We start from the raw sequence: 20,027 nt of genomic DNA on the forward strand, positions 1-20,027 counted from the left end.
TTACACTTATTTTTTAAGCCGTTCGATTAACTCATCGTATTTCGGACTGTTTAAGAAATTATCAACTGAAATATGTTCTGCATCCGGAATTTTCGCTTTTGCACGGTCAGTTAATTCCTTCTGAGTGATAACAATATCCGCATCATTCGGAATTTCGTTAATTGCTTTATTTGTTACGTCGATGTTAATATCGTTCTTTTTAAATTTATTTTTTAGTAGGGAAGCCCCCATCGCGCTAGATCCCATTCCAGCATCACACGCAAAGATAATTTTGTTGACTTCTTCCGCTTGTTTTTCTTTTTTCACTTCTTCTTGTGGTCGATTTTCCTCTACTTGGTCTTGGCTTAAGACATTAGCAACCGTACTCTTCTTCCCTTTCATCGCTTCCATCTTGTCTGTTGCTGCACTTAAATCTTCTTCCTCTTGTTTACTTGATTTTAGAATAAATGCTGCAACGATAAAGGTAACTGCCGCTGCGACAAGAACACCTAGGATAATACCTAAATAACTATTTCTTTCAGCCATGGCAAGTAACGCAAAAATACTTCCTGGTGAAGCTGCTGCAACAAGTCCTGCATCAAATAATTGGAACGTGAATACACCACTAACGCCACCTGCAATTACCGCAAGAAATAACATTGGCTTCATCATTACATAAGGGAAATAAATTTCATGAATCCCACCTAAAAATTGAATGATTGCTGCACCAGGTGCGGAACTTTTGGATGCACCTTTTCCAAAGATTGCAAATGCAAGCAAAATACCTAAACCAGGTCCTGGGTTAGATTCTAATAGGAACAGAATAGATTTTCCTGCATCCGCAGCCTGTTCAACCCCAATAGGACTTAAAATCCCATGGTTAATCGCATTATTTAAGAAAAGAATTTTTGCTGGTTCAATAATAATATTGGCAAGTGGCAATAAACCAGCACCGATAATTACTTCAACACCACTAGCTAAAGCATGGTTTAGGCCTTCAACTAGTGGCCCAATACCAAGTACTGCAGCAATTGCTAGGATAGCTGCTAATATACCTGCAGAGAAATTATTGTAAAGCATTTCAAACCCTTGTCTGACTTTCCCTTGAAATGCTTCATCAATTTTTTTCATTAAATATCCTGCTAAAGGCCCCATGACCATGGCACCTAAGAACATCGGTATATCTGCACCGACAATGACACCCATGGTTGCCGTGGCACCAACTACACCACCACGAAGATCGTAAATCATTCGACCACCAGTAAAACCAATTAATAATGGTAGCAAATATGTGATCATTGGGGTAACTAAAGTAGCAATCGTTGCATTTGGCCACCAACCATCTTCTATAAAGAGGGCAGTGATAATCCCCCATGCAATAAACGCACCAATATTCGGCATAATCATACCACTCAAATAGCTTCCAAAACGCTGAATCTTGGCACGCATTCCTTTATTTTCAGCCATTACTAGCTCTCCTTTCTTATCGAAACATATATATTATTGTAACTCTGCTTCATTTTCGTATTCAACGACATCCAAAAGCATTTTTGACAAGTCTCATGTTGACAATAGTTTATTTAGTATATGGAAAGAGAGTTTTTATAATTAAAAAAGCTGACAGATTGGAAATTCCAAATCTGTCAGCTTTACAATAATTTAGTTTATCTTATTTTCTTTCCTTTAACCTATTTATTGAGACGATGAACCCTGCGTCCCTGATTTCTCTAAATCCGCCTCAATTCTACTATAAAACTCTTCCGCTGCATTGTAGCCTTGCTGTTTTAAATACCAATTATTCGCAGCTGCTTCAATTAATCCAGCCACATCACGTCCGGGTTGAAGCTGAATTTCCATAGAAGGAATTTTCACGCCCATATAGTCTGTGTAACTAATTTCCTGTTCCAACTCATTATACAAGGCATCTTTCTCCCATTTTGTCAGATGAATATCAAGAGTAATACGTGTCTCATCTTGAAAAGCCCTGCGTCCATACATTCGCACTACATTCATTAACCCAATACTACGTAATGCTAGAAACTCCTTGGTTTTTTCATCATGGGTACCTAGGATTGTTTGTGGACTAAGCTTTTTTAATACGATGATATCATCCGCTACTAAACGATGACCACGACGAATTAATGTATGGGCTGTTTCGCTTTTTCCTACTCCAGAATTACCTCGAATTAAAACACCTATTCCTGATACATTCATACAAACTCCGTGTATGGCTATTTCCTCCGCTAATTGCTTTATTAAGTAAGCATCTAATTTTGGGATAAAGTCCGATGTGATCTCCGGTTGTTTTGTTACTAATAATGGAATTCCCTCTTCTATACAATGATGCGTTAAATAAGTTAAACCTTCCTCACCACTAGTTACGATAAAACATGGTGGATGGTAATGAACGATATTTCCAATTCGTATCTTTCGTTCTTCTTCACTTAATTTATGTAAATAGGTAACTTCTTTTCTACCCAAAATCTGAACTCTTTCTGTTGGAAAAAAATCGAAATGTCCAACAAACTCTAATCCTGGTCGATGCACACGTGATTGTGTAATCACATTTTGTAATCGGTTCTCTCCTGCAAGCACTTTCAATTGAAACTTATGAACTAAGTCCTCAACTGTTATTTGTTTCATCCTACATTCACCGTCCAATAAAGATATTAATGAATAGAATTATACTTTAGAATATTAGAATAGTCACCTTAGTTGCACTTATGCAGATTTTTACGGCAATCCCCGGACGAGAAAGATTTCCCCTAGCTGCCAAATAAATAACCCAATATTCATAATGAATATTATGAATATTGGGCTACCATCATCTAAGCTTTTTGATAAATTTTCTGATTATCGTGTTGTTTTTCTCTTAATCTCTCTAAATCTCTTTTCTCCACTTCTTCTTGAGATGTTTTACTATCCCTCACGAAAAACGAGGTCAATAGTCCAACAAAAGCAAGAACAGTTATCACGATAAATGCGACATTCACTCCATAGATAGCTGGATTAGGAATATCTGCTCTAGCTGCCGTTTCTCCTGTTGTTGTCATAACTGTAACAAGAATAGCTGTTCCAACAGAAGCGCCGACCTGCCTCATTGTATTATCCATTGCCGCCCCGTGTGGAATTAGTCGTTTTGGTAATTGGTTCAATGCCGCTGTTGAAATTGGCATCATGACCATAGATAGTCCAAACATTCTAATACTGTACATGATTGTCATGAAAGCCAAGGATGTTTCCGTATCTAATCTAGTAAATGGAATGGAAGAGACAGCGACAATTAGTAGTCCAGTCATCGCTAGCTTACGCGCACCATATCTATCAAAGATTCTACCTGTAATAGGAGACATAAACCCTGAAATCAACGCACCTGGTAATAACGCAATCCCCGCTTCAAAAGCAGTGAATTCACGCATGTTTTGCATATAAAGTGGGATAAGTGTTTCTGTCCCGATTAGCCCCATAAACGAAATGATTCCAATAACAACGGCTAGTGGGAATAGAGAATACGTAAAAACCCTGAACTCTAACATTGGATGCTGCAGTCTTAACTGTCTTAAAATAAACATAAAGAGTGACACTACTCCAACAGTGAGTGAAATGATGGTTAAACTTGCTCCCCAACCGTTATTCCCAGCTGAAGTAAATCCATAAAGTAATCCACCAAAACCAAAAGAGGATAAAATAACAGATGGAATATCTAATTTTGGTTTCTTTAATTCCGTTACATTTTTCAATGCGAAAAAGGCGATGATAATATCTACAATTGCAATTGGTAGGATGATAAAGAATAATACCCTCCAAGAATAATGCTCTGTTACCCATCCTGATATGGCAGGACCAAGTGCTGGTGCAAATGATATAACAAGACCAATTAATCCCATAGCTGATCCACGTTTATGAACTGGGAAGATTAAAAGAAATACTGTCTGCATTAGTGGCAGCATAACCCCTGCTCCAGCAGACTGGATGACTCGCCCTACTAATAAGAAAGAGAAATTAGGCGCAATCCCAGAAATTAATGTGCCTATAGCGAAAATACTCATTGCCGTTATAAACAATTGTCTTGTCGTAAACCGTTCTAATAAAAATGCACTAATGGGAATCATAATACCATTGACAAGCATAAACACCGTGGTTAGCCACTGACCAGTGTTTGCCGTAATTCCCATTTCCTCCATAATTGGGGGAATTGCAGTAATCATCAACGTTTGATTTAAAATGGAAATAAATGCCCCAGCAAGCAACAATGCGACAATCGTTTTTCGGTTATAACTTACCGTTTGCATATCCTTCCCCTCCCCTATTTCTTCATAACAATTCATAAATTATAATGCATTTCAGGTAAAAAGGAAATAGGAATTTTGCTAAATTTCAGCTAGATAAAGAAGACTTCCATCAGCGGAGGCTTTCCTTCATCCCCCACTGATGGTTAGTCGGCACTTATCGAACCTTTACGGGCAGTTGTTCTCCCACCTATTTGTATCCCCAGAAGTTTAAGGTGGGAGTCTTACTGCCCATTTAGGTGGGGTAATTAGAACAGGTAATTTAATAGGAAGGAAAAATTTTTTAAACGTAAAATCATATTCATAAACAATATCAAGTTGTGCAACTTTAAAAGAATCGTCAAACTTTTACAAATTTCTTGCTATATTAGAAAAACTATGCAATACTTAATTGTGTAAATTACAACTTAAGATGACTGTGGGGGTACCAGTGTTGCTGGTTGAGATTGTATCCGTTAGATACTAACCCTTAGAACCTGATCTGGCTAAGACCAGCGTAGGGAACATACCTGATACGTACATAACTAAAGTATGCACCCTAGGCAATTTGTCTAGGGTGCTTTTTGTTGGCTACTAATTCGTGTTATTCCCTACTCGAGTTTTATTCTTTTAGTTAAAAACAGGGAGGACTATTTATTATGAGGAAATTATCTGTTTTTTGCCTGTTGCTAATTGTACTAGCTGCATGCGGTAACAACACAGATGAAGAAAGTACAGATCAAACAGGTGAAGATGCAAAGCAACTAAAAAAAATAACCCTTGTTCTGGATTGGACCCCAAACACCAATCATACTGGTCTCTATGTGGCTAGGGATAAAGGGTATTTTGAAGAAGAAGGTTTAGATGTTGACATTATTCAGCCTGGAGAAGCAGGTGCTGAGCAATTAGTCGCTACTGGAAATGCTGATTTTGGTGTTAGCTACCAAGAAGGAATTACGGAAGCACGAATACAAAATGTACCTATTGTTTCGATTGCTGCTATTATTCAGCATAATACGTCTGGTTTTGCTTCCCTAAAGGAAAATAATATTACAACTGCAAAAGACTTTGAGGGTAAATCTTATGGTGGATGGGGTGCACCAGTGGAAAAGGCTGTACTAGATTCGATTATGCAGGAGGATAATGCCGATGTAGAGAAGGTTGAAATCGTTAATATCGGAAATACAGACTTTTTCACAGCACTTGAGCAAGGAATTGATTTTGCTTGGATTTACTATGGTTGGGATGGTATTAAAGCAGAGCTCCGTGACCAACCGCTTCATATGAATTATTTAACGGATTATAGTAAGAAATTAGACTATTATACTCCGGTATTAGCAACCAATGAAAATATGATACAAGATGATCCGGAAACTATTAAAAGCTTCTTACGTGCTGTTTCCAAAGGTTATGAGTTCGCAATAGAAAACCCAAGCGAAGCTGCAGACGTACTTATTGAAGCAGTACCAGACCTTGACCCTGAACTAGTTAAAGCAAGTCAAGAGTGGCTGTCTCCTAAATATCAAGATGATGCAGAAAAATGGGGAATTCAAAAGCTAGAAATATGGGAAAACTATGCAAATTGGATGTATGAAAATGATCTATTAGAAGTTGAACTGGATAGTGAAAAGGCATTTACAAATGACTTTTTACCTTAAATGATAAAGGAGAGATTTTAATTGGCAAACGCATTATTAAGTATTCAAATGATTCCTAAAGCAGAAAACGGAGTAGACACATATCCATTAGTAGATGAAGCAATTAAAGTGATTGATGAATCAGGTGTGAAATACCAGGTTAATCCACTTGAAACAACCATGGAAGGAAACCTTTCTGAATTACTACAAATTGTGGAAAAAATGAATGAGAAAATGGTTGAGAAAGGTTGTGCTAGTGCCATTTCTCAAATTAAGATTTTTTATAAACCAGACGGTGCATCCATGGATCAATTAACGGAGAAGTATCGTTAATGAGTACCATGGCAAAAAAAGGATGGAGGCCGGTTCTGGCTATCATCCTTTTCTTCATCTTGTGGGAAGTTGGAACTAGAATTTTTGACATGCCATCATGGCTACTTCCTGGACCAATTCAAATTTTCCAAGAAGCATGGACTAGCTGGTCAATTTACACGGAACACCTTCCATCTACTATTCAATTGATTGTTCTTGGGTTTTTAATTGGTAGTGGGGTTGGCGTTTTTGTTGCCATATGTCTCCATTTAATGCCTCTACTAAAGGACTTATTTTATCCATTTATCATTATTTCACAAAACATTCCTGTTATTGTCCTAGCACCATTACTTGTTATTTGGTTTGGATTTGGCATGCTACCGAAGCTAATTGTTATTTCGCTCGTTTGTTTCTTTCCGATAACCATTGCTCTACTTGATGGCTTTCGTCAAACAGATGCTGATTTAAAACACTATATTCAAATGGCTGGTGCGACAAAAGGACAAACTTTTCGGAAACTAGAATGGCCGAACGCTTTACCATCCCTATTCTCAGGACTAAAGATTTCTGCAACATATAGTGTGATGGGCGCAGTCATTTCCGAATGGCTAGGTGCAAGTAAAGGTATTGGCGTGTATATGACATTAGCATCTTCATCCTACCGAACCGATCGTGTCTTTGTAGCCATTATCGTTATTGTGGCACTCAGTTTATTATTCTTTTTACTAATAACCCTTATCGAAAAAAGGGTCATTAAGTGGAAACCAGAGGAAGGAATAAATCCATATGAGTCTTGAAATTCATGATATATCCAAATCGTTTGAAGACAATCATGTATTATCCAATATCAACTTCTCCGTCAAAGACGGGGAATTCGTTTCTCTATTAGGTCCATCTGGAAGTGGGAAAAGTACACTCTTTAGCATTATTGGTGGAATGAGCCAGCCATCGGGAGGTTCGATCTATTTAGATAGAGAAAAAATCAATGGGAAACGTGGTTCGATTAGCTATATGCCACAATCCTCTTCCCTCTTTCCATGGCGAACGATTTTGGACAATGTAGTTCTTGGGCAAGAAATTGCAGGAAAGGTTGATAAGGAAAAAGCATTAGAAATGATTGAACGGGCCGGGCTTAAGGGCTATGAAAACTCCTACCCTCGTCAATTATCAGGTGGAATGAAACAGCGTGTTTCTTTTATTCGAAGCTTGTTAAGCCCACAATCTCTAATCTTGTTGGACGAACCATTTTCTGCCTTAGATGAATTTACCCGTACAAAAATGCAAAAATGGCTTCTTTCTATTTGGGAAGAGCATAAACGTTCCATATTATTTATTACTCATAACATAGAAGAAGCTATTTTTTTATCCGATCGAATTATTATTTTATCGAATAAGCCGGCAACTGTTAAAAAGGAATTCATCATCCCCTTTGACCGTCCAAGAGACGTAAACTTGTTGTTGTCTGAAGAATTTCTAACCTGGAAAAAGAAAATATATGAAGAAATGTAGAGACAGATCCATCGTCCCAGCAATAGCCGGACAATGGACTGTCTCTTTTTCATATATCTTTAACTTATTATTAATGGATTCGACAAAATCAACCATTACTTCCCATTTCCTAATCCCAAAACCATGTGTTATAATTAGCATTTGTAAGTACTAAAAATAATTTAAAATTTAAATTAACCTAGAAACCATTCGAGGTGAAGAATAAGTGAAGAAATTAATTTCTACGAAGATGGGATTCTTCTCAATTGTATTAGTTCTTTATTGGTTGAAAACTTATTTGATTTATAAAGTGGAATTTGATTTGGGTGTGAAGGGGGCTATCCAAGAATTTCTATTATTCTTAAACCCTTTAAGCTCAGGTTTAATTCTCCTAGGAATTACACTATTTTCTAAAGGACGTAAAGTTGGTAGACGCTTAATCATTATGCAAGTGTTACTCGGCCTCATTCTTTATGCAAACATTGTATTCTATCGTTTTAATAGTGACTTTATAACGTTAGCGACAATGATGCAAACAAATAACTTTGGCAGTTTAGGCGGTAGCATCATTAGTTTAATGCAATGGCATGACCTTTTATATTTAATAGATATTGTCGTTTTAATAGTTTTATATAACATGGTTAAAGGGAACTGGTCTGAAACACGTATAAAAGTACGTAAACCCCTTACCATTCTAGCAATGGGGGTCTTAGTATTTACTATTAATCTAGGTTTAGCGGAAGCTGATAGACCACAATTGTTAGAAAGAGCTTTTGACCGTAACTATTTAGTGAAATATTTAGGTATATACAATTTCATTGCTTATGATACGATTCAAAGTGCAAATACTTCCACACAACGAGTTTTAGCAGATAGTGATGATATTACCGTTGTTGAAAACTATACAAAAACTAAATATGCTGAACCAAATCCTGCTTACTTTGGTGTCGCAGAAGGTAAAAATATTATTAAGATCCATTTAGAATCTTTCCAATCTTTTCTAATAGATTTTAAATTACATGGTGAAGAAGTTACACCATTTCTCAACTCATTAGTACATGATGAAAGTCAGAATTTCACATATTTTGATAACTTCTTCCATCAAACGGAGCAAGGGAAAACAGCTGATGCTGAATTAATTATGGATAATTCGCTTTATGGTTTACCACAAGGATCTGCGTTTGTAATGAAAGGTGACAACACGTACCAATCCTTCCCAGCAATTATTGGCGAGCGTCAAGGGTATACTAGTGCAGTTTTACATGGTGATGGTAAATCATTCTGGAATCGGGATGAAATTTATAAACACTTTGGTATCGATGAATTTTATCATGAAGATTATTATGATATGAGTGAGGACAATGTTATTAACTATGGATTAAAAGACAAGCCATTCTTTGAAGAGTCTATTAAATATCTAAAAGAAATGAAACAACCATTTTATGCGCACTTAATGACATTGACGAATCATCATCCTTTTACAATTAATGAAGAAGAAGCAACACTTGCACCAGCCGAAACTAATGATAAAACGGTAAACAATTATTTCCAAACCGCTCGGTATTTGGATGAAGCACTAGAACAATTCTTTAACGATTTAAAAGAAGCTGGTTTATATGACGATTCTGTTATTATGATATATGGTGACCATTATGGTATTTCGGATAATCATAATAAAGCGATGGAAGAGATTCTTGGTGAAGAAATTACTCCACTTAAATACTCTGAATTACATCGTGTTCCATTTATGATAAAGATTCCTGGAGTAAAAGGCCAAGGAACTAATCATGAATATAGTGGACAAATTGATGTTGTACCAACTATGCTGCATCTTCTAGGTATTGATGCACAAGATTATATTCTAATGGGTACGGATATGTTTTCCGAGGATCACAAAGATTATGTACCGTTCCGTAAAGGGAATTTTGTAACAAAAGATTTCACTTATCTAGACGGGGTATATTACGATAATAAAACAAAAGAAGTAATCGAAGAACCTACAGAAGAAATGATTAAACAAAAAGAAACAGTGCTTCATGAATTAGATTTATCTGATAAAGTAATGTATGGTGATCTATTACGTTTCTACAAACCAAACGATGAATGGAAACCAGTTGATGTTAATAGTTACTCTTATAAAAAAGAATAGAATGAAAGAACCCGAACAATCATAACTGTTCGGGTTTTTCTTTTATAATGATCGGTTACTTTAAAGGAGATAAAATCCAACTCCCATGATTAAATAAGCAGCTAATAATGCCAACCCTTCAAACCAATTCGATTCTCCATCAATAGAAATCATTATCGTTAGGAACACCGCCGTAACCATACTAATTAACTCAGGCCACGTAAATACAAGCGGCATGGAAGTTTCAAATAAAAGAGACACTAATACCAACACAGGAGCAACAAACATCGCAACCTGCAGGGTAGATCCAACTGCAATTTCAACTGCAACATCCATTTTATTTTTTAAAGCCATCAAAACAGCGGATGCATGTTCCGCGGCATTACCGACAATAGCTACAATGATGACTCCTATAAATAACTCCGTCCATCCAAAGGTTTCCCCAACTTCTGAAAAAGTATGAACTAAATTTTCCGACACATAAGCAACAGCCAACGTAGCTAAGGCAAGAATAATAATTGCTTTCCCTTTCCCCCACTCTGGTTCTTCCTCATGAGTAGTAGATTCCTCTTCATGACTTGATGGATAAACCCCACGATGTGTAAAAAGTTTAAAGAATAATGTAGCCAAATATAAAATAATCAAAATAATCGATACAGCCACACTAAGATTCATCGTTTCTTGGGCTGTCATATTAGAAGAGAATACTTCTGGAATAACGAATGCAACGACAACCGCAAATATCAATAGAGCCGCATTATTTCTTGCATCATGTACGTTAAAAGGCTGCCTCTTATATTTGATTCCCCCTATAAGGAAGGACAACCCCCCTACTAATAACAGGTTTCCTATTATCGAACCAGTTAAAGAAGCTAGTACAATTCCGATTAAACCAGCTTTTAATGAGAATATCGAGATAATAAGTTCTACCGCATTACCAAATGTGGCATTTAAGAGTCCACCAATTCTTGGCCCCATCACAATGGCTAAACTTTCAGTTGCCCTCCCCATATAACCTGCTAATGTAATAATAGTTAAACAGTAAATGATGAACATAAGTACCGTTGACCAATGCAACAAAGTACCTGCAACAGAAAGCGGTAGTCCAATGATAAGCATTATTAAGAATAATTTATTTACCATAACTTTTCATTCCTCTCACTTGTGAATCTTTTTTAATTTACCCTTATTACAGGAAAATTATAAAGAAGACTTTCATTAGTGGAGGCATTACCGTTTCTTTTTTATCATTAAAAAAACCGTACCAGTCTACATGACCAACACGGTTTAATTCATATTATAATTATTTTCTCTTTAATCCATACATTATAAATTGAATAGTTTGTTCCATTTCTTCTTTATCGTTCCAATCTATCTCAGGTGCTAAAATATTTCTAGCTATAATATAGCCAAAAATACTCGAAACGACAGAACGAATAATTGCCCTGGTTGACAAGTCAACAAGCTGACCTTTTTCTTTATAGTAAGAGATTAGTTCAGAAAATCTTGTAATAACTTCTGTAGCAATATGTTTTTTAAAGATTTCTCTTAACTCAGGTTGAAAAGGGATTTCTTGAATTAAAATGCGAAATAAAAGCTTATTTTCACTGATAAAAAGAAGCATATTAGTGATCATAGCACGTAAAAAGTCTTCAAATTCCTCAAACTCTTGATCGAGTACTTTTCGCATATCTTTAATGACAAAAGGTGCGATTACTTTTTTTATCATGGGCTCAACAATGAAATAGAGAAGCTCTTTTTTCGTTTTATAATGACGGAATATTGTTCCTTCTGCGACACCCGCCTTTTTGGCAATTTCACTAGTGGACGTAGAAGCATACCCTTTCTCGGCAAAAGATTCAATCGCAGCGATAAGTATTTTCTTTTGTTTATCCGTAAAGTCTTTATCTTGATTAAATAATTCTTCTAAAAGATTTTCTTGCTCTCGCATCTTCTTCTCCTTGTTATATTATATTTTTCGATATTTCCTTAAAGCAACAATGTTTAATACCATAAATATAGCTGAAAATCCAAATAAAATTAAGATTGGTATATATATGTCTCCTAAAGTATACCCTCTAATCATCACATCTCGTAAAGCTTCTGCTGCATAATACAAAGGAGTTAATGGCCCAATCCAACTTAACCAATCCGAAATGGTTTCAAGATTAAACAATCCCGAAAAGAATATTTGAGGCACTACAATGATTGGAATGAATTGAATCATCTGTAACTCGTTATTTGCAAAAGTAGAAAGTAAGATTCCTAATGTTAATGCTGTAAACGCTAGTAACAAAATAATAAGGAGAACATTAATAAATGCACCTTCCATTTTCATACCTAATACATAAATGGAGTAAGAAGCGATAATTGTAGCTTGAATGATAGTAAAAATACCAAAGCCAATAATGTAGCCTAAAACAATTTCTGACTTTCTTAATGGACTTGCCATTAATCTTTCCAATGTACCTGTCGTTCTTTCACGAAGAAACGACACTCCTGCAATTAAGAAAATGAAAAAGAAAACAAAAAATCCTAATAATACTGGACCAAAATAATCAAATTGTCTCATGTGGGATGATCCGTGTAAAAATTCAACATCAAAATTTGCATTTGAATTTTCTGGAAGCAAAAATTGTAATCCTTCTTCTAATCGTTTCATGGTAACACTATTTACAGTTGGATCACTACCTTCTAATACAATAGACGGAGCTCCATTATCAAAAAATAGATAACTATCAATTTGTTGATTTTCCAGATCTCGTTCTGCCTCTTCTACCGTATTATATGAAGATATATCTGCATGATCAAATTCCAATTGGTTTTCAATCGGCTGGGGAATGTTTACTAACCCTATTTTTGGTACATAATCATTTCCATTAAATACGAGGTGAAGCATCGTTAATACTAATATTGGAGCAAAAATAAGTAATCCTAAAGTCCGCTTATCACGGATAATTTGACGTAAAATACGAATGACTAGTGCTTTAATTCTCATGAACGAGCACCCCCATAGGCCAAAAATGCTTCCTCAATGGAACTGGAATTTGTATTCATTTTTAATTGTTCTGGTGTATTTACTGCAATTAGGCGACCATCCCGTAACATACCAAGCCTATCACATTTTTCTGCTTCATCCATGACATGTGTTGTAACAATGATTGTTCTTCCCTTTTCCTTTAACTGATAGAATGTTTCCCAGATACTTTTCCTAAGCACTGGATCAATCCCAACTGTTGGCTCATCCAAAATTAATAATTCAGGCTGATGTAGTAAGGCAATTGCTAAAGAAAGCCTTCTCTTCATCCCTCCAGAATAATTGGAGACTAATTTTTCCCCATGATTTGTTAGTTGCACGACCTCCAATACTTCATTTATTCGGTTTTGTAACCTTTTTCCTTTCAACCCATATAAAGCACCAAAGAATTCCAAGTTTTCTTTTCCTTTTAATTCACCATATAAAGCATCTGATTGTGCCATATACCCTATTCGTTGGATCACTTTTAAAGAAGGCATCTTTTCTTGAAAAACTTGAATAACACCTTTTGTTGGGGAATCTAAACCAACAATTTGTTTTACTAAAGTTGTTTTTCCAGCGCCAGATGGTCCAAGAAGTCCAAATATTTCTCCTCTAACCATGTTCATCGTAATGTCCGTTAGTACTCGCTGTTTATCAAACAGCCTCGTTACATTTTGGACGACAATAATGTCTTCTTTCATCTTTTTCAGTCCTTTCTTAACAAGCAGATTTCCATAAGTGAGTAATCACTTACTACCCTACTGTATAACACACAGTTTGTAAAGTGAGTAATCACTCATTAGTTGAAGGGTTCATAAAGAAGACTTCCATCAGTGGAGGTTTTCCGTTATCCCCAACTGACTGATGGTTAATCGTACTTATTGGAGCTTTAGGGGTAGTTGATCTCCCACCTACCTTCATTGTTTCCCCGGAAGCTTGAGCTGGGAGTCTTACTGACCGTTTAGGTGGGATAAATAGTTCAGAAGTATTGCAAAATTAAATATCCTATGTAAAATAGCAATATAACGTGAAACATCAAGTATTTTTTTATTTTTCATCTTAAGAAAGTCTTCCAGCCACTTCACGTTAAAAATGTAAATCGGAAAGAAGGATTTGAATTGGAAAAAGCGCTACATAAAGATGTTGGCAAGCCCCATGATGAAAACCAAACTCTTTACCGTATTTTATTCATCATCGGAGCTTGTCACTTATTAAATGATTCGCTTCAAGCAGTTATTCCAGCTATGTTTCCCATTTTGGAAAGATCGATGGGGCTATCGTTCACACAGCTTGGACTTATTGCCTTTACCTTAAATATGATTTCTTCTGTGATGCAGCCCTTAGTCGGTACATTCACGGATAAAAAACCTCTACCCTACTCATTACCAATTGGATTAACCAGTAGCATGGTAGGAATGCTTGGTTTAGCACTAGCACCGAATTTCTGGCTTGTTTTAGTGAGTGTTGTTTTTATCGGATTAGGATCCGCGGTGTTTCATCCAGAGGGTTCTCGTGTGGTATATCTTGCTGCGGGAAATAAAAGAGGGCTTGCACAATCGATTTTCCAAGTTGGCGGAAATTCAGGGCAAGCATTGGCCCCGGTTATAACCGCATTAATTCTCGTTCCACTTGGACAAATTGGAGCCGCTTGGTTTACATTGATTGCGGGCTTAGCTGTTGTATTTTTAACGTATATTGCTAAATGGTATCGTGGACAAATTCAATCAATTCAAGCGAAAAAGAAAAAGTTAGCAGCTAAAACACATAGTAGAGCTGTATCCAAGGCAATTAAAAGCGCTCTTATCGTATTAATTTTCCTTGTTTTTGCCCGTTCTTGGTATGCAGCAGCCATTTCGAACTTCTATGCATTTTATGCGATCGATTCGTATGATCTTACTATCGCCAAATCACAAATCTATATCTTTATCTTTCTAGCAATGGGGGCTGTTGGGACATTTCTTGGAGGACCTTTAGCCGATCGTTTTGGTAGAAGAAATGTTATTTTATTCTCCCTTGTTGCATCCAGCCCTTTATCGATTTTATTACCCTATGTTGGACCCATTTTTGCTATGATTCTCTTAGCAACAATCGGATTATTCTTAATGTCTAGCTTTTCCGTAACGGTTGTCTATGCACAGGAACTTGTTCCAGGTAAAATTGGTACAATGTCTGGTTTAATTGTCGGTCTAGCATTTGGTATGGGTGCCATCGGGTCTGTTGCCCTTGGTTACTTTATTGATTTATTAGGATTATCAACAACGATGATTATGGCTTCCTTGTTGCCATTACTTGGATTTCTCACTTTCTTATTGCCTACAGATAAGAAGGTTCAGGAGTGGTATGAGTAAGGTATTCATAAGTTAGAAAGATATAAATATATTGACATCCATTTATGAATACATCATAGTTAATATACAGAACATTAGTTGAAATAAGGAGATGTTAAGCTACATGCTCAAGGATCTGTTCATCGCTTTTTTTCGCGCGGGTATGCTTGGCTATGGTGGTGGACTATCGGCAATCCCTCTTATGCAAAGAGAAGTAGTAGAAAGATATAAATGGATGGATGATGATGAATTTTCCAATATATTGGCACTTGCGAACACATTGCCTGGTCCAATCAACACAAAAATGGCAGGCTATATTGGTTGGCGTCTCAAGGGATTTTTTGGAATGTTAATTAGCATCATAGCAACCGTAGTACCTACAGCAATTTTAATCATCCTTTTACTTACTGCGTTACATACATATAAAGATAAGCCTTGGGTGCATGGCATGTCTAAAGGCGTTCTTCCTATAGCTGGTGTCATGATTGGGGTACTTGCCTGGGATTTTTTCCGTAAATCAAAAATAAACCTAGGCTGGGGTATGGCAATTTTTTATACAGGTATTAGCGTAATCGTTATAGAATTAATGGGTTTGCATCCGGCCATTGTTATTGTTGCATTAATTTTATATGCACTACTATTCCCTTCAAGAGAAGAACGAGAAAAAGATAAACGTGTTAATCAGGAGGGAGACTCGTGATTGTTAAGTACTGGCAGATTTTTTATACCAATTTTATTTCGAATATTCTTGGCTATGGAGGCGGTCCCGCAACAATCCCCCTCTTACAGCATGAAGTAGTTGATAAATATGGATGGTTCACCAATCAAGAATTTAGTGAAATGGTAGCTTTAGGTAATGCTTTACCAGGACCTATTGCGACAAAAATGGCTGCTTACGTCGGGTTTAGTCAAGGTGGAATGATAGGATCTATCATTGGTTTATTCGCATCGGTTGCCCCTTCCTTAATCTTATTAATAGTCCTTTTAGGTATTTTATTAAAATTTAAAGATTCACCTCGAGTTAAAAAGCTAACCCATATCATCCGCCCTACGATTGCAGTACTTCTGGGAGTCATGACGATTGAGTTTTTCTTTGATTCGTACATAGATGTTGGCGTAATTCATACGATATTATTAATTATTGCAGGTTACTATTTCTTAGAAGTAAAACGGATTAGTCCCGTTTATGTTGTGCTTGGTGCTCTTATTTATGGGGCTGTATTTTTGGGTTCCTAAAAGATATGTACATAACTTTAGTGGCTTGGCATTCGCCTAAGTATTTTAGCGAATGCCTTTGTTGCCCACCCTAAATATAAGGTTTCCTATCATTTTTATAATAACATTCCTAAATATTTCTCAAAATTTACGCCTTCTATTTCGGCAATTTGTTCCAAAGTGGAATCATGGATTGCCTCTCTCAAGAAAGCCTCTGCAAGCTCTACAGATTTTTGCAAGTCTTCTCCACGTAACATGCTTCCCATAATTACGGATGCAAATAAATCACCGGTACCAGAATAGCTTTTTCCGTTATACGGCATCGCCCGATAAAAGGTTTTACTTCCATCCAAATACATATTTCCAATAAACCGCTTATGTGAATCTGTTGATGGTGGGTTCACTCCAGTGACGATAACTTGAGCACCAGTTTCTTGCTGCAAAACATTCCCAGCCTCTTCTAATGCTTTCAAATAATCCTTTTCATCTGTATAATGATGTAGTTTTTCATAAGATAATCCTGCCAGCAAACAGCACTCCGTAACATTTGGTGTAATCACCTCTGCGCGTTTCACCAATTCTTTCATTTGTACTAACAATTCATCCGTAAAAAGCTTATAGACTTCCCCAGTATCCCCCATTACTGGATCAACCAGTAAGGTAGTTTCATTTGTATGGAATCTATCTAAAAAGTGGAAAATATTATTAATTTGCTCACTACCAGTAACAAAACCAGTATGGATTCCATCAAAGGTTACAGGAAGCTTACTCCATTCCTCCGTGAAATGATTCATTTTAGATGTAAAATCTTCGTAAAAGAAACTTGGATAACCAGTTTGGGCAGTTAAGATTGCCGTTGGTAAAGGGCATGCCTGTACACCCATTACAGAAAGAACCGGAATCGCAGCTGTTAACGAACATTTCCCAAATGATGATAAATCCTGTATGACAGCAACTTTTTTCATAATAACCTCCTAAAAAACTACTATGTACGTGCTACAATTATAGCACTCCGTGAAAAACAGAAACACTTTAACGCATCATCCCAAACTGACCCTAACGTTTTTTGTTAAATTGACACTTTTGAATAGACCAGTTGTTTGCTAAAGTAATAAGAAAAATACTAGATAGGAAGGTATACAGATATGCAAACGACGCAAAGTACTTTAAAATCACGTCAAAAAACCCTAGATTTAATTATAACATCCATGTTAATTGCACTTGTTTTTGTTTCTACTGTCTTTTTAAATATTAGACTACCAATCGCGGCAAATGGTGGTTTAGTTCATCTAGGAACAGCTATGCTATTTATTTCATCTATTTTATTTGGACCTAAAAAAGGGGCACTTGCTGGTGCGATAGGAATGGGATTGTTTGATATCATTGGAGGTTGGGTGCTATGGGCGCCAATCACGATTGTCTCTCGTGGTTTACAAGGATATATCGTTGGTAAAATTTCATGGTTAAATGGTCACAAAGGTAATAGCCTGGCATTAAATTTAACGGCAACCATCATTTCCATTCCATTTATGGTAGCTGTTTATTATATTGGTGAAAGCTTTCTATACGGTAATTGGATTGCACCTTTAGCCTCCATACCTGGAGACCTTGTTCAAAATGTATTAGGTATTATCATTGCCATTCCAATTTGTATTGCTTTGAAAAGGGTCTCTTATTTCAAATAAAAAGGCTGTATGAATAATTCTAAGGTATAGTGCAATTCCTCATTTGGGATTGCACTCTTATGTAAGTCGTTAATAACTTTCTTAGATTATTAGAATCTAATGTGTAATTAAATACCGGATTCCCCTTTGAGGTATATCAAACCGTTCATAAGATATCAGCACTCATAGCTGGTTATCAGCATTCACTCTTGGGATATCAGTACTTGTGGCCGAGATATCAGCACTCACTCTTGGAATATCAGTATTTAGGGCCGAGATATCAGCACTCACTCTTGGAATATCAGTATTTAGGGCCGAGATATCAGCACTCATCTTAGGATATCAGTATTCGTGGTCCGATATCAACACTAACCTAGAGCTTTTCCTTCTGTGCTTTTCAATATCATTAATTTGACATCTCCACTTATTAGTCTAACAACACTTCCAATAGGTAAAATTTCCATATCATCTATCTCCTTTCTTTATATAATTCAAATCTTGCTTTTGGTAATCCACATATTGCTACCACAACCCCTGATAATAGAGGATATGAAAATAGTAACCACATCAATCTATAACTAACTAAAAACAAGATTAAAAAGATGATAACAGCTATAGACACAATAATTGTAACTATTACTTCCTTTTTTAATAAACCCTTTGCTTCATAAATATAATCCTCTATCATATCTTTTGTTGGATAAATTTCTTTTAAATCTTTATAGTAGTTTTTATAAATAAAAACACCACTTAACACACTTAATATACCCAATACAATTACAATTATTAAGTTTACTGGATTGCTCATAGGTAAATGTATATCTTGAATCGCTCTTATTATCCCTAATACTAAAGCGAAAGCAATCCAATATGCAACACCATTCCCCTCCTTGTGTATAACTTTATATACACGCTGAGAATGTACATCTAAAAACAAAGTATACCCTTGTGTATCTCTTTTTTGGTATCTATAAAAAGGGATTAATTTTTCTTTCTCATTATCACTCATATCATTATTAAATTCTCCTTTTAACTAAATACAGAGCCTAAGTCCCCAAAGAATCCAGAAACAGCTTCTCCTATTTTTTCTCCTGTATCAGTGACTTTATCGACAATAGCATTTCCTACATTTTGTGCGCCTACAATTAACATATCCGCATTGTCATAACACCAATCAAATGCCATAGATCCAAGAACCCCTGCTGTAAATCCTGCAATTGGCCCGAGAACAGGAGCTGGGATTGCTGATCCGATTATAAAGCCAGCTAACCCAGCACCTAAATGTCCAGTAGCTTTAATTGCTGCTTCGGTTGCGTCTTTTCCACCAGCTAATAAAATACCAAAATCTAGCACTGCTCCTATACCTGGCGCAGCATATCTTGTTCCTGTTACAATCGTTCATGCTTATGTTCGACTACATCGATCCTAATGTTGAGTGTATTTGCTGTGCTCCCTATTCTCCGTTAAGTAGTTTACCTACTAATTTTTATAAATAAAAAACTATGATTTACGCTTTTTCAAGCTAGAATTATTTTTATCTATATACTTTTTCCCATACCACTTACTCTTGTCTATTCCAAATTTAAGTCTGAACTCTTCTGAATATTTATATAGGTAGTAGCTTCTTATCACGACATTATTTAAATACAGAAATACTAAAATAGTTAAACAGGCAAGCAGCGGTAAGAAATCGATCAGCCCTCCAATCAAACGAGTTTTCAAGTCTCCTGCTGCAGGAAATATTACCTTACCAAGATAATACAGGCCACCAATACCTGCCAAAACACTTAGCACACTTTTTTGATTTCTACTGAACCATTCCACGATGGCACTTCTTTTCTTTTTCTCCCCAAATACCATTTCTTTCGCATTTTGGTAACTCTGGACAAAAACATAAACGAAACACAGAATAAATAAAACCGTATGCACCATACGTAATGGAAAGGAATATACAACTAATTGTGCAAACTTTAAAAATAATAATATAAAC

21 protein-coding genes and 1 riboswitch are annotated in these 20,027 nt (G+C 36.2%); of the genes, 9 read left to right on the forward strand and 12 right to left on the reverse strand.

Annotation, left to right across the window (positions count from 1 at the left end; genetic code table 11):
- Positions 1-6: 6 nt before the first annotated feature.
- The 3 genes from ACFQ18_RS12520 to ACFQ18_RS12530 form a co-directional block, all read right to left on the reverse strand.
- Entirely contained in the window at positions 7-1,446 is a 1,440-nt protein-coding gene (locus ACFQ18_RS12520; RefSeq protein WP_204798425.1) for a PTS mannitol transporter subunit IICB, read from the reverse strand.
- Between the two features lie 225 nt (positions 1,447-1,671).
- Entirely contained in the window at positions 1,672-2,622 is a 951-nt protein-coding gene (gene hprK / locus ACFQ18_RS12525; protein WP_047183923.1) for an HPr(Ser) kinase/phosphatase, read from the reverse strand.
- 185 nt (positions 2,623-2,807) lie between these two features.
- On the reverse strand, positions 2,808-4,271 hold the full coding sequence (locus ACFQ18_RS12530) for an MDR family MFS transporter (protein WP_047183922.1): 1,464 nt from the start codon (positions 4,269-4,271) through the stop codon (positions 2,808-2,810).
- A 407-nt stretch (positions 4,272-4,678) separates the two neighbouring features.
- Positions 4,679-4,788, forward strand: a riboswitch (TPP riboswitch).
- 118 nt (positions 4,789-4,906) lie between these two features.
- On the opposite strand from ACFQ18_RS12530, the gene ACFQ18_RS12535 reads away from it, so the two are divergent.
- From ACFQ18_RS12535 to ACFQ18_RS12555, 5 genes are all read left to right on the forward strand, one after another.
- Positions 4,907-5,905, forward strand: a complete 999-nt coding sequence (locus ACFQ18_RS12535) for an ABC transporter substrate-binding protein (RefSeq protein ID WP_204798426.1) — start codon at positions 4,907-4,909, stop codon at positions 5,903-5,905.
- A 21-nt stretch (positions 5,906-5,926) separates the two neighbouring features.
- Positions 5,927-6,217: a thiamine-binding protein gene (locus ACFQ18_RS12540; protein ID WP_047183920.1), complete on the forward strand. Its 291-nt coding sequence runs from the start codon at positions 5,927-5,929 to the stop codon at positions 6,215-6,217.
- A complete protein-coding gene (locus ACFQ18_RS12545; RefSeq protein ID WP_047183919.1) occupies positions 6,217-6,993 on the forward strand; it encodes an ABC transporter permease in 777 nt (258 codons plus the stop codon). Before ACFQ18_RS12540 ends, ACFQ18_RS12545 begins: the two co-directional genes overlap by 1 nt.
- Positions 6,983-7,705, forward strand: a complete 723-nt coding sequence (locus ACFQ18_RS12550) for an ABC transporter ATP-binding protein (protein ID WP_047183918.1) — start codon at positions 6,983-6,985, stop codon at positions 7,703-7,705. The genes ACFQ18_RS12545 and ACFQ18_RS12550 overlap by 11 nt, the downstream gene beginning before the upstream one ends.
- 205 nt (positions 7,706-7,910) lie before the next feature.
- Positions 7,911-9,833, forward strand: a complete 1,923-nt coding sequence (locus ACFQ18_RS12555; RefSeq protein WP_338113673.1) for an LTA synthase family protein — start codon at positions 7,911-7,913, stop codon at positions 9,831-9,833.
- A 60-nt stretch (positions 9,834-9,893) separates the two neighbouring features.
- Here the strand turns inward: ACFQ18_RS12555 and cax are convergent, their stop codons facing one another.
- From cax to ACFQ18_RS12575, 4 genes are all read right to left on the reverse strand, one after another.
- On the reverse strand, positions 9,894-10,955 hold the full coding sequence (cax, locus tag ACFQ18_RS12560) for a calcium/proton exchanger (RefSeq protein WP_204798427.1): 1,062 nt from the start codon (positions 10,953-10,955) through the stop codon (positions 9,894-9,896).
- Positions 10,956-11,115: 160 nt separating this feature from the next.
- Positions 11,116-11,763: a TetR family transcriptional regulator gene (locus ACFQ18_RS12565; protein WP_204798428.1), complete on the reverse strand. Its 648-nt coding sequence runs from the start codon at positions 11,761-11,763 to the stop codon at positions 11,116-11,118.
- Between the two features lie 18 nt (positions 11,764-11,781).
- The gene (locus tag ACFQ18_RS12570) at positions 11,782-12,810 is read right to left on the reverse strand and encodes an ABC transporter permease (protein ID WP_204798429.1); all 1,029 of its coding nucleotides are present in this window, start codon (positions 12,808-12,810) and stop codon (positions 11,782-11,784) included.
- Positions 12,807-13,532: an ABC transporter ATP-binding protein gene (locus ACFQ18_RS12575; protein ID WP_204798430.1), complete on the reverse strand. Its 726-nt coding sequence runs from the start codon at positions 13,530-13,532 to the stop codon at positions 12,807-12,809. Before ACFQ18_RS12575 ends, ACFQ18_RS12570 begins: the two co-directional genes overlap by 4 nt.
- 417 nt (positions 13,533-13,949) lie before the next feature.
- On the opposite strand from ACFQ18_RS12575, the gene ACFQ18_RS12580 reads away from it, so the two are divergent.
- From ACFQ18_RS12580 to ACFQ18_RS12590, 3 genes are all read left to right on the forward strand, one after another.
- Positions 13,950-15,179 (forward strand): MFS transporter, encoded by a 1,230-nt coding sequence (locus ACFQ18_RS12580; protein ID WP_204798431.1) that lies wholly within the window; start codon positions 13,950-13,952, stop codon positions 15,177-15,179.
- A gap of 103 nt (positions 15,180-15,282) precedes the next feature.
- Positions 15,283-15,858: a chromate transporter gene (locus ACFQ18_RS12585; protein ID WP_047186485.1), complete on the forward strand. Its 576-nt coding sequence runs from the start codon at positions 15,283-15,285 to the stop codon at positions 15,856-15,858.
- On the forward strand, positions 15,858-16,394 hold the full coding sequence (locus tag ACFQ18_RS12590) for a chromate transporter (protein ID WP_047186490.1): 537 nt from the start codon (positions 15,858-15,860) through the stop codon (positions 16,392-16,394). Before ACFQ18_RS12585 ends, ACFQ18_RS12590 begins: the two co-directional genes overlap by 1 nt.
- Positions 16,395-16,489: 95 nt before the next feature.
- On the opposite strand, the gene ACFQ18_RS12595 is transcribed toward ACFQ18_RS12590, so the two are convergent.
- Positions 16,490-17,338, reverse strand: coding sequence for a pyridoxamine kinase (locus tag ACFQ18_RS12595; protein WP_047186484.1), 849 nt, complete (start codon positions 17,336-17,338; stop codon positions 16,490-16,492).
- Positions 17,339-17,518: 180 nt separating this feature from the next.
- Between ACFQ18_RS12595 and ACFQ18_RS12600 the strand changes: the two genes are divergently transcribed.
- Positions 17,519-18,058, forward strand: coding sequence for an ECF transporter S component (locus ACFQ18_RS12600; protein WP_204798432.1), 540 nt, complete (start codon positions 17,519-17,521; stop codon positions 18,056-18,058).
- Between the two features lie 347 nt (positions 18,059-18,405).
- On the opposite strand, the gene ACFQ18_RS12605 is transcribed toward ACFQ18_RS12600, so the two are convergent.
- The 4 genes from ACFQ18_RS12605 to ACFQ18_RS12620 form a co-directional block, all read right to left on the reverse strand.
- Entirely contained in the window at positions 18,406-18,501 is a 96-nt protein-coding gene (locus tag ACFQ18_RS12605; protein WP_145524048.1) for a DUF4176 domain-containing protein, read from the reverse strand.
- A 5-nt stretch (positions 18,502-18,506) separates the two neighbouring features.
- Positions 18,507-19,046, reverse strand: a complete 540-nt coding sequence (locus ACFQ18_RS12610; protein WP_060667851.1) for a hypothetical protein — start codon at positions 19,044-19,046, stop codon at positions 18,507-18,509.
- 20 nt (positions 19,047-19,066) lie between these two features.
- Positions 19,067-19,390: a hypothetical protein gene (locus tag ACFQ18_RS12615; protein WP_244986951.1), complete on the reverse strand. Its 324-nt coding sequence runs from the start codon at positions 19,388-19,390 to the stop codon at positions 19,067-19,069.
- 147 nt (positions 19,391-19,537) lie between these two features.
- Positions 19,538-20,027, reverse strand: a 490-nt coding sequence (locus tag ACFQ18_RS12620; protein ID WP_379566476.1) for a hypothetical protein, incomplete at its 5' end; no start/stop codon positions are given.

The sequence above is a fragment of the Oceanobacillus caeni genome, from assembly GCF_042678465.1.
GTDB lineage: Bacteria > Bacillota > Bacilli > Bacillales > Amphibacillaceae > Oceanobacillus > Oceanobacillus caeni.

Bases quoted from the DNA above. Each gene is read 5' to 3' on its own strand.
- ACFQ18_RS12570 (WP_204798429.1), bottom strand. From the start codon at position 12,810: ATGAGAATTAAAGCACTAGTCATTCGTATTTTACGTCAAATTATCCGT.
- ACFQ18_RS12550 (WP_047183918.1), top strand. From the start codon at position 6,983: ATGAGTCTTGAAATTCATGATATATCCAAATCGTTTGAAGACAATCAT.
- hprK (WP_047183923.1), bottom strand. From the start codon at position 2,622: ATGAAACAAATAACAGTTGAGGACTTAGTTCATAAGTTTCAATTGAAA.
- ACFQ18_RS12530 (WP_047183922.1), bottom strand. From the start codon at position 4,271: ATGCAAACGGTAAGTTATAACCGAAAAACGATTGTCGCATTGTTGCTT.
- ACFQ18_RS12605 (WP_145524048.1), bottom strand. From the start codon at position 18,501: ATGGAAATTTTACCTATTGGAAGTGTTGTTAGACTAATAAGTGGAGAT.
- ACFQ18_RS12545 (WP_047183919.1), top strand. From the start codon at position 6,217: ATGAGTACCATGGCAAAAAAAGGATGGAGGCCGGTTCTGGCTATCATC.
- ACFQ18_RS12600 (WP_204798432.1), top strand. From the start codon at position 17,519: ATGCAAACGACGCAAAGTACTTTAAAATCACGTCAAAAAACCCTAGAT.
- ACFQ18_RS12520 (WP_204798425.1), bottom strand. From the start codon at position 1,446: ATGGCTGAAAATAAAGGAATGCGTGCCAAGATTCAGCGTTTTGGAAGC.
- ACFQ18_RS12585 (WP_047186485.1), top strand. From the start codon at position 15,283: ATGCTCAAGGATCTGTTCATCGCTTTTTTTCGCGCGGGTATGCTTGGC.
- ACFQ18_RS12565 (WP_204798428.1), bottom strand. From the start codon at position 11,763: ATGCGAGAGCAAGAAAATCTTTTAGAAGAATTATTTAATCAAGATAAA.
- ACFQ18_RS12535 (WP_204798426.1), top strand. From the start codon at position 4,907: ATGAGGAAATTATCTGTTTTTTGCCTGTTGCTAATTGTACTAGCTGCA.
- ACFQ18_RS12610 (WP_060667851.1), bottom strand. From the start codon at position 19,046: ATGAGTGATAATGAGAAAGAAAAATTAATCCCTTTTTATAGATACCAA.
- ACFQ18_RS12595 (WP_047186484.1), bottom strand. From the start codon at position 17,338: ATGAAAAAAGTTGCTGTCATACAGGATTTATCATCATTTGGGAAATGT.
- cax (WP_204798427.1), bottom strand. From the start codon at position 10,955: ATGGTAAATAAATTATTCTTAATAATGCTTATCATTGGACTACCGCTT.
- ACFQ18_RS12575 (WP_204798430.1), bottom strand. From the start codon at position 13,532: ATGAAAGAAGACATTATTGTCGTCCAAAATGTAACGAGGCTGTTTGAT.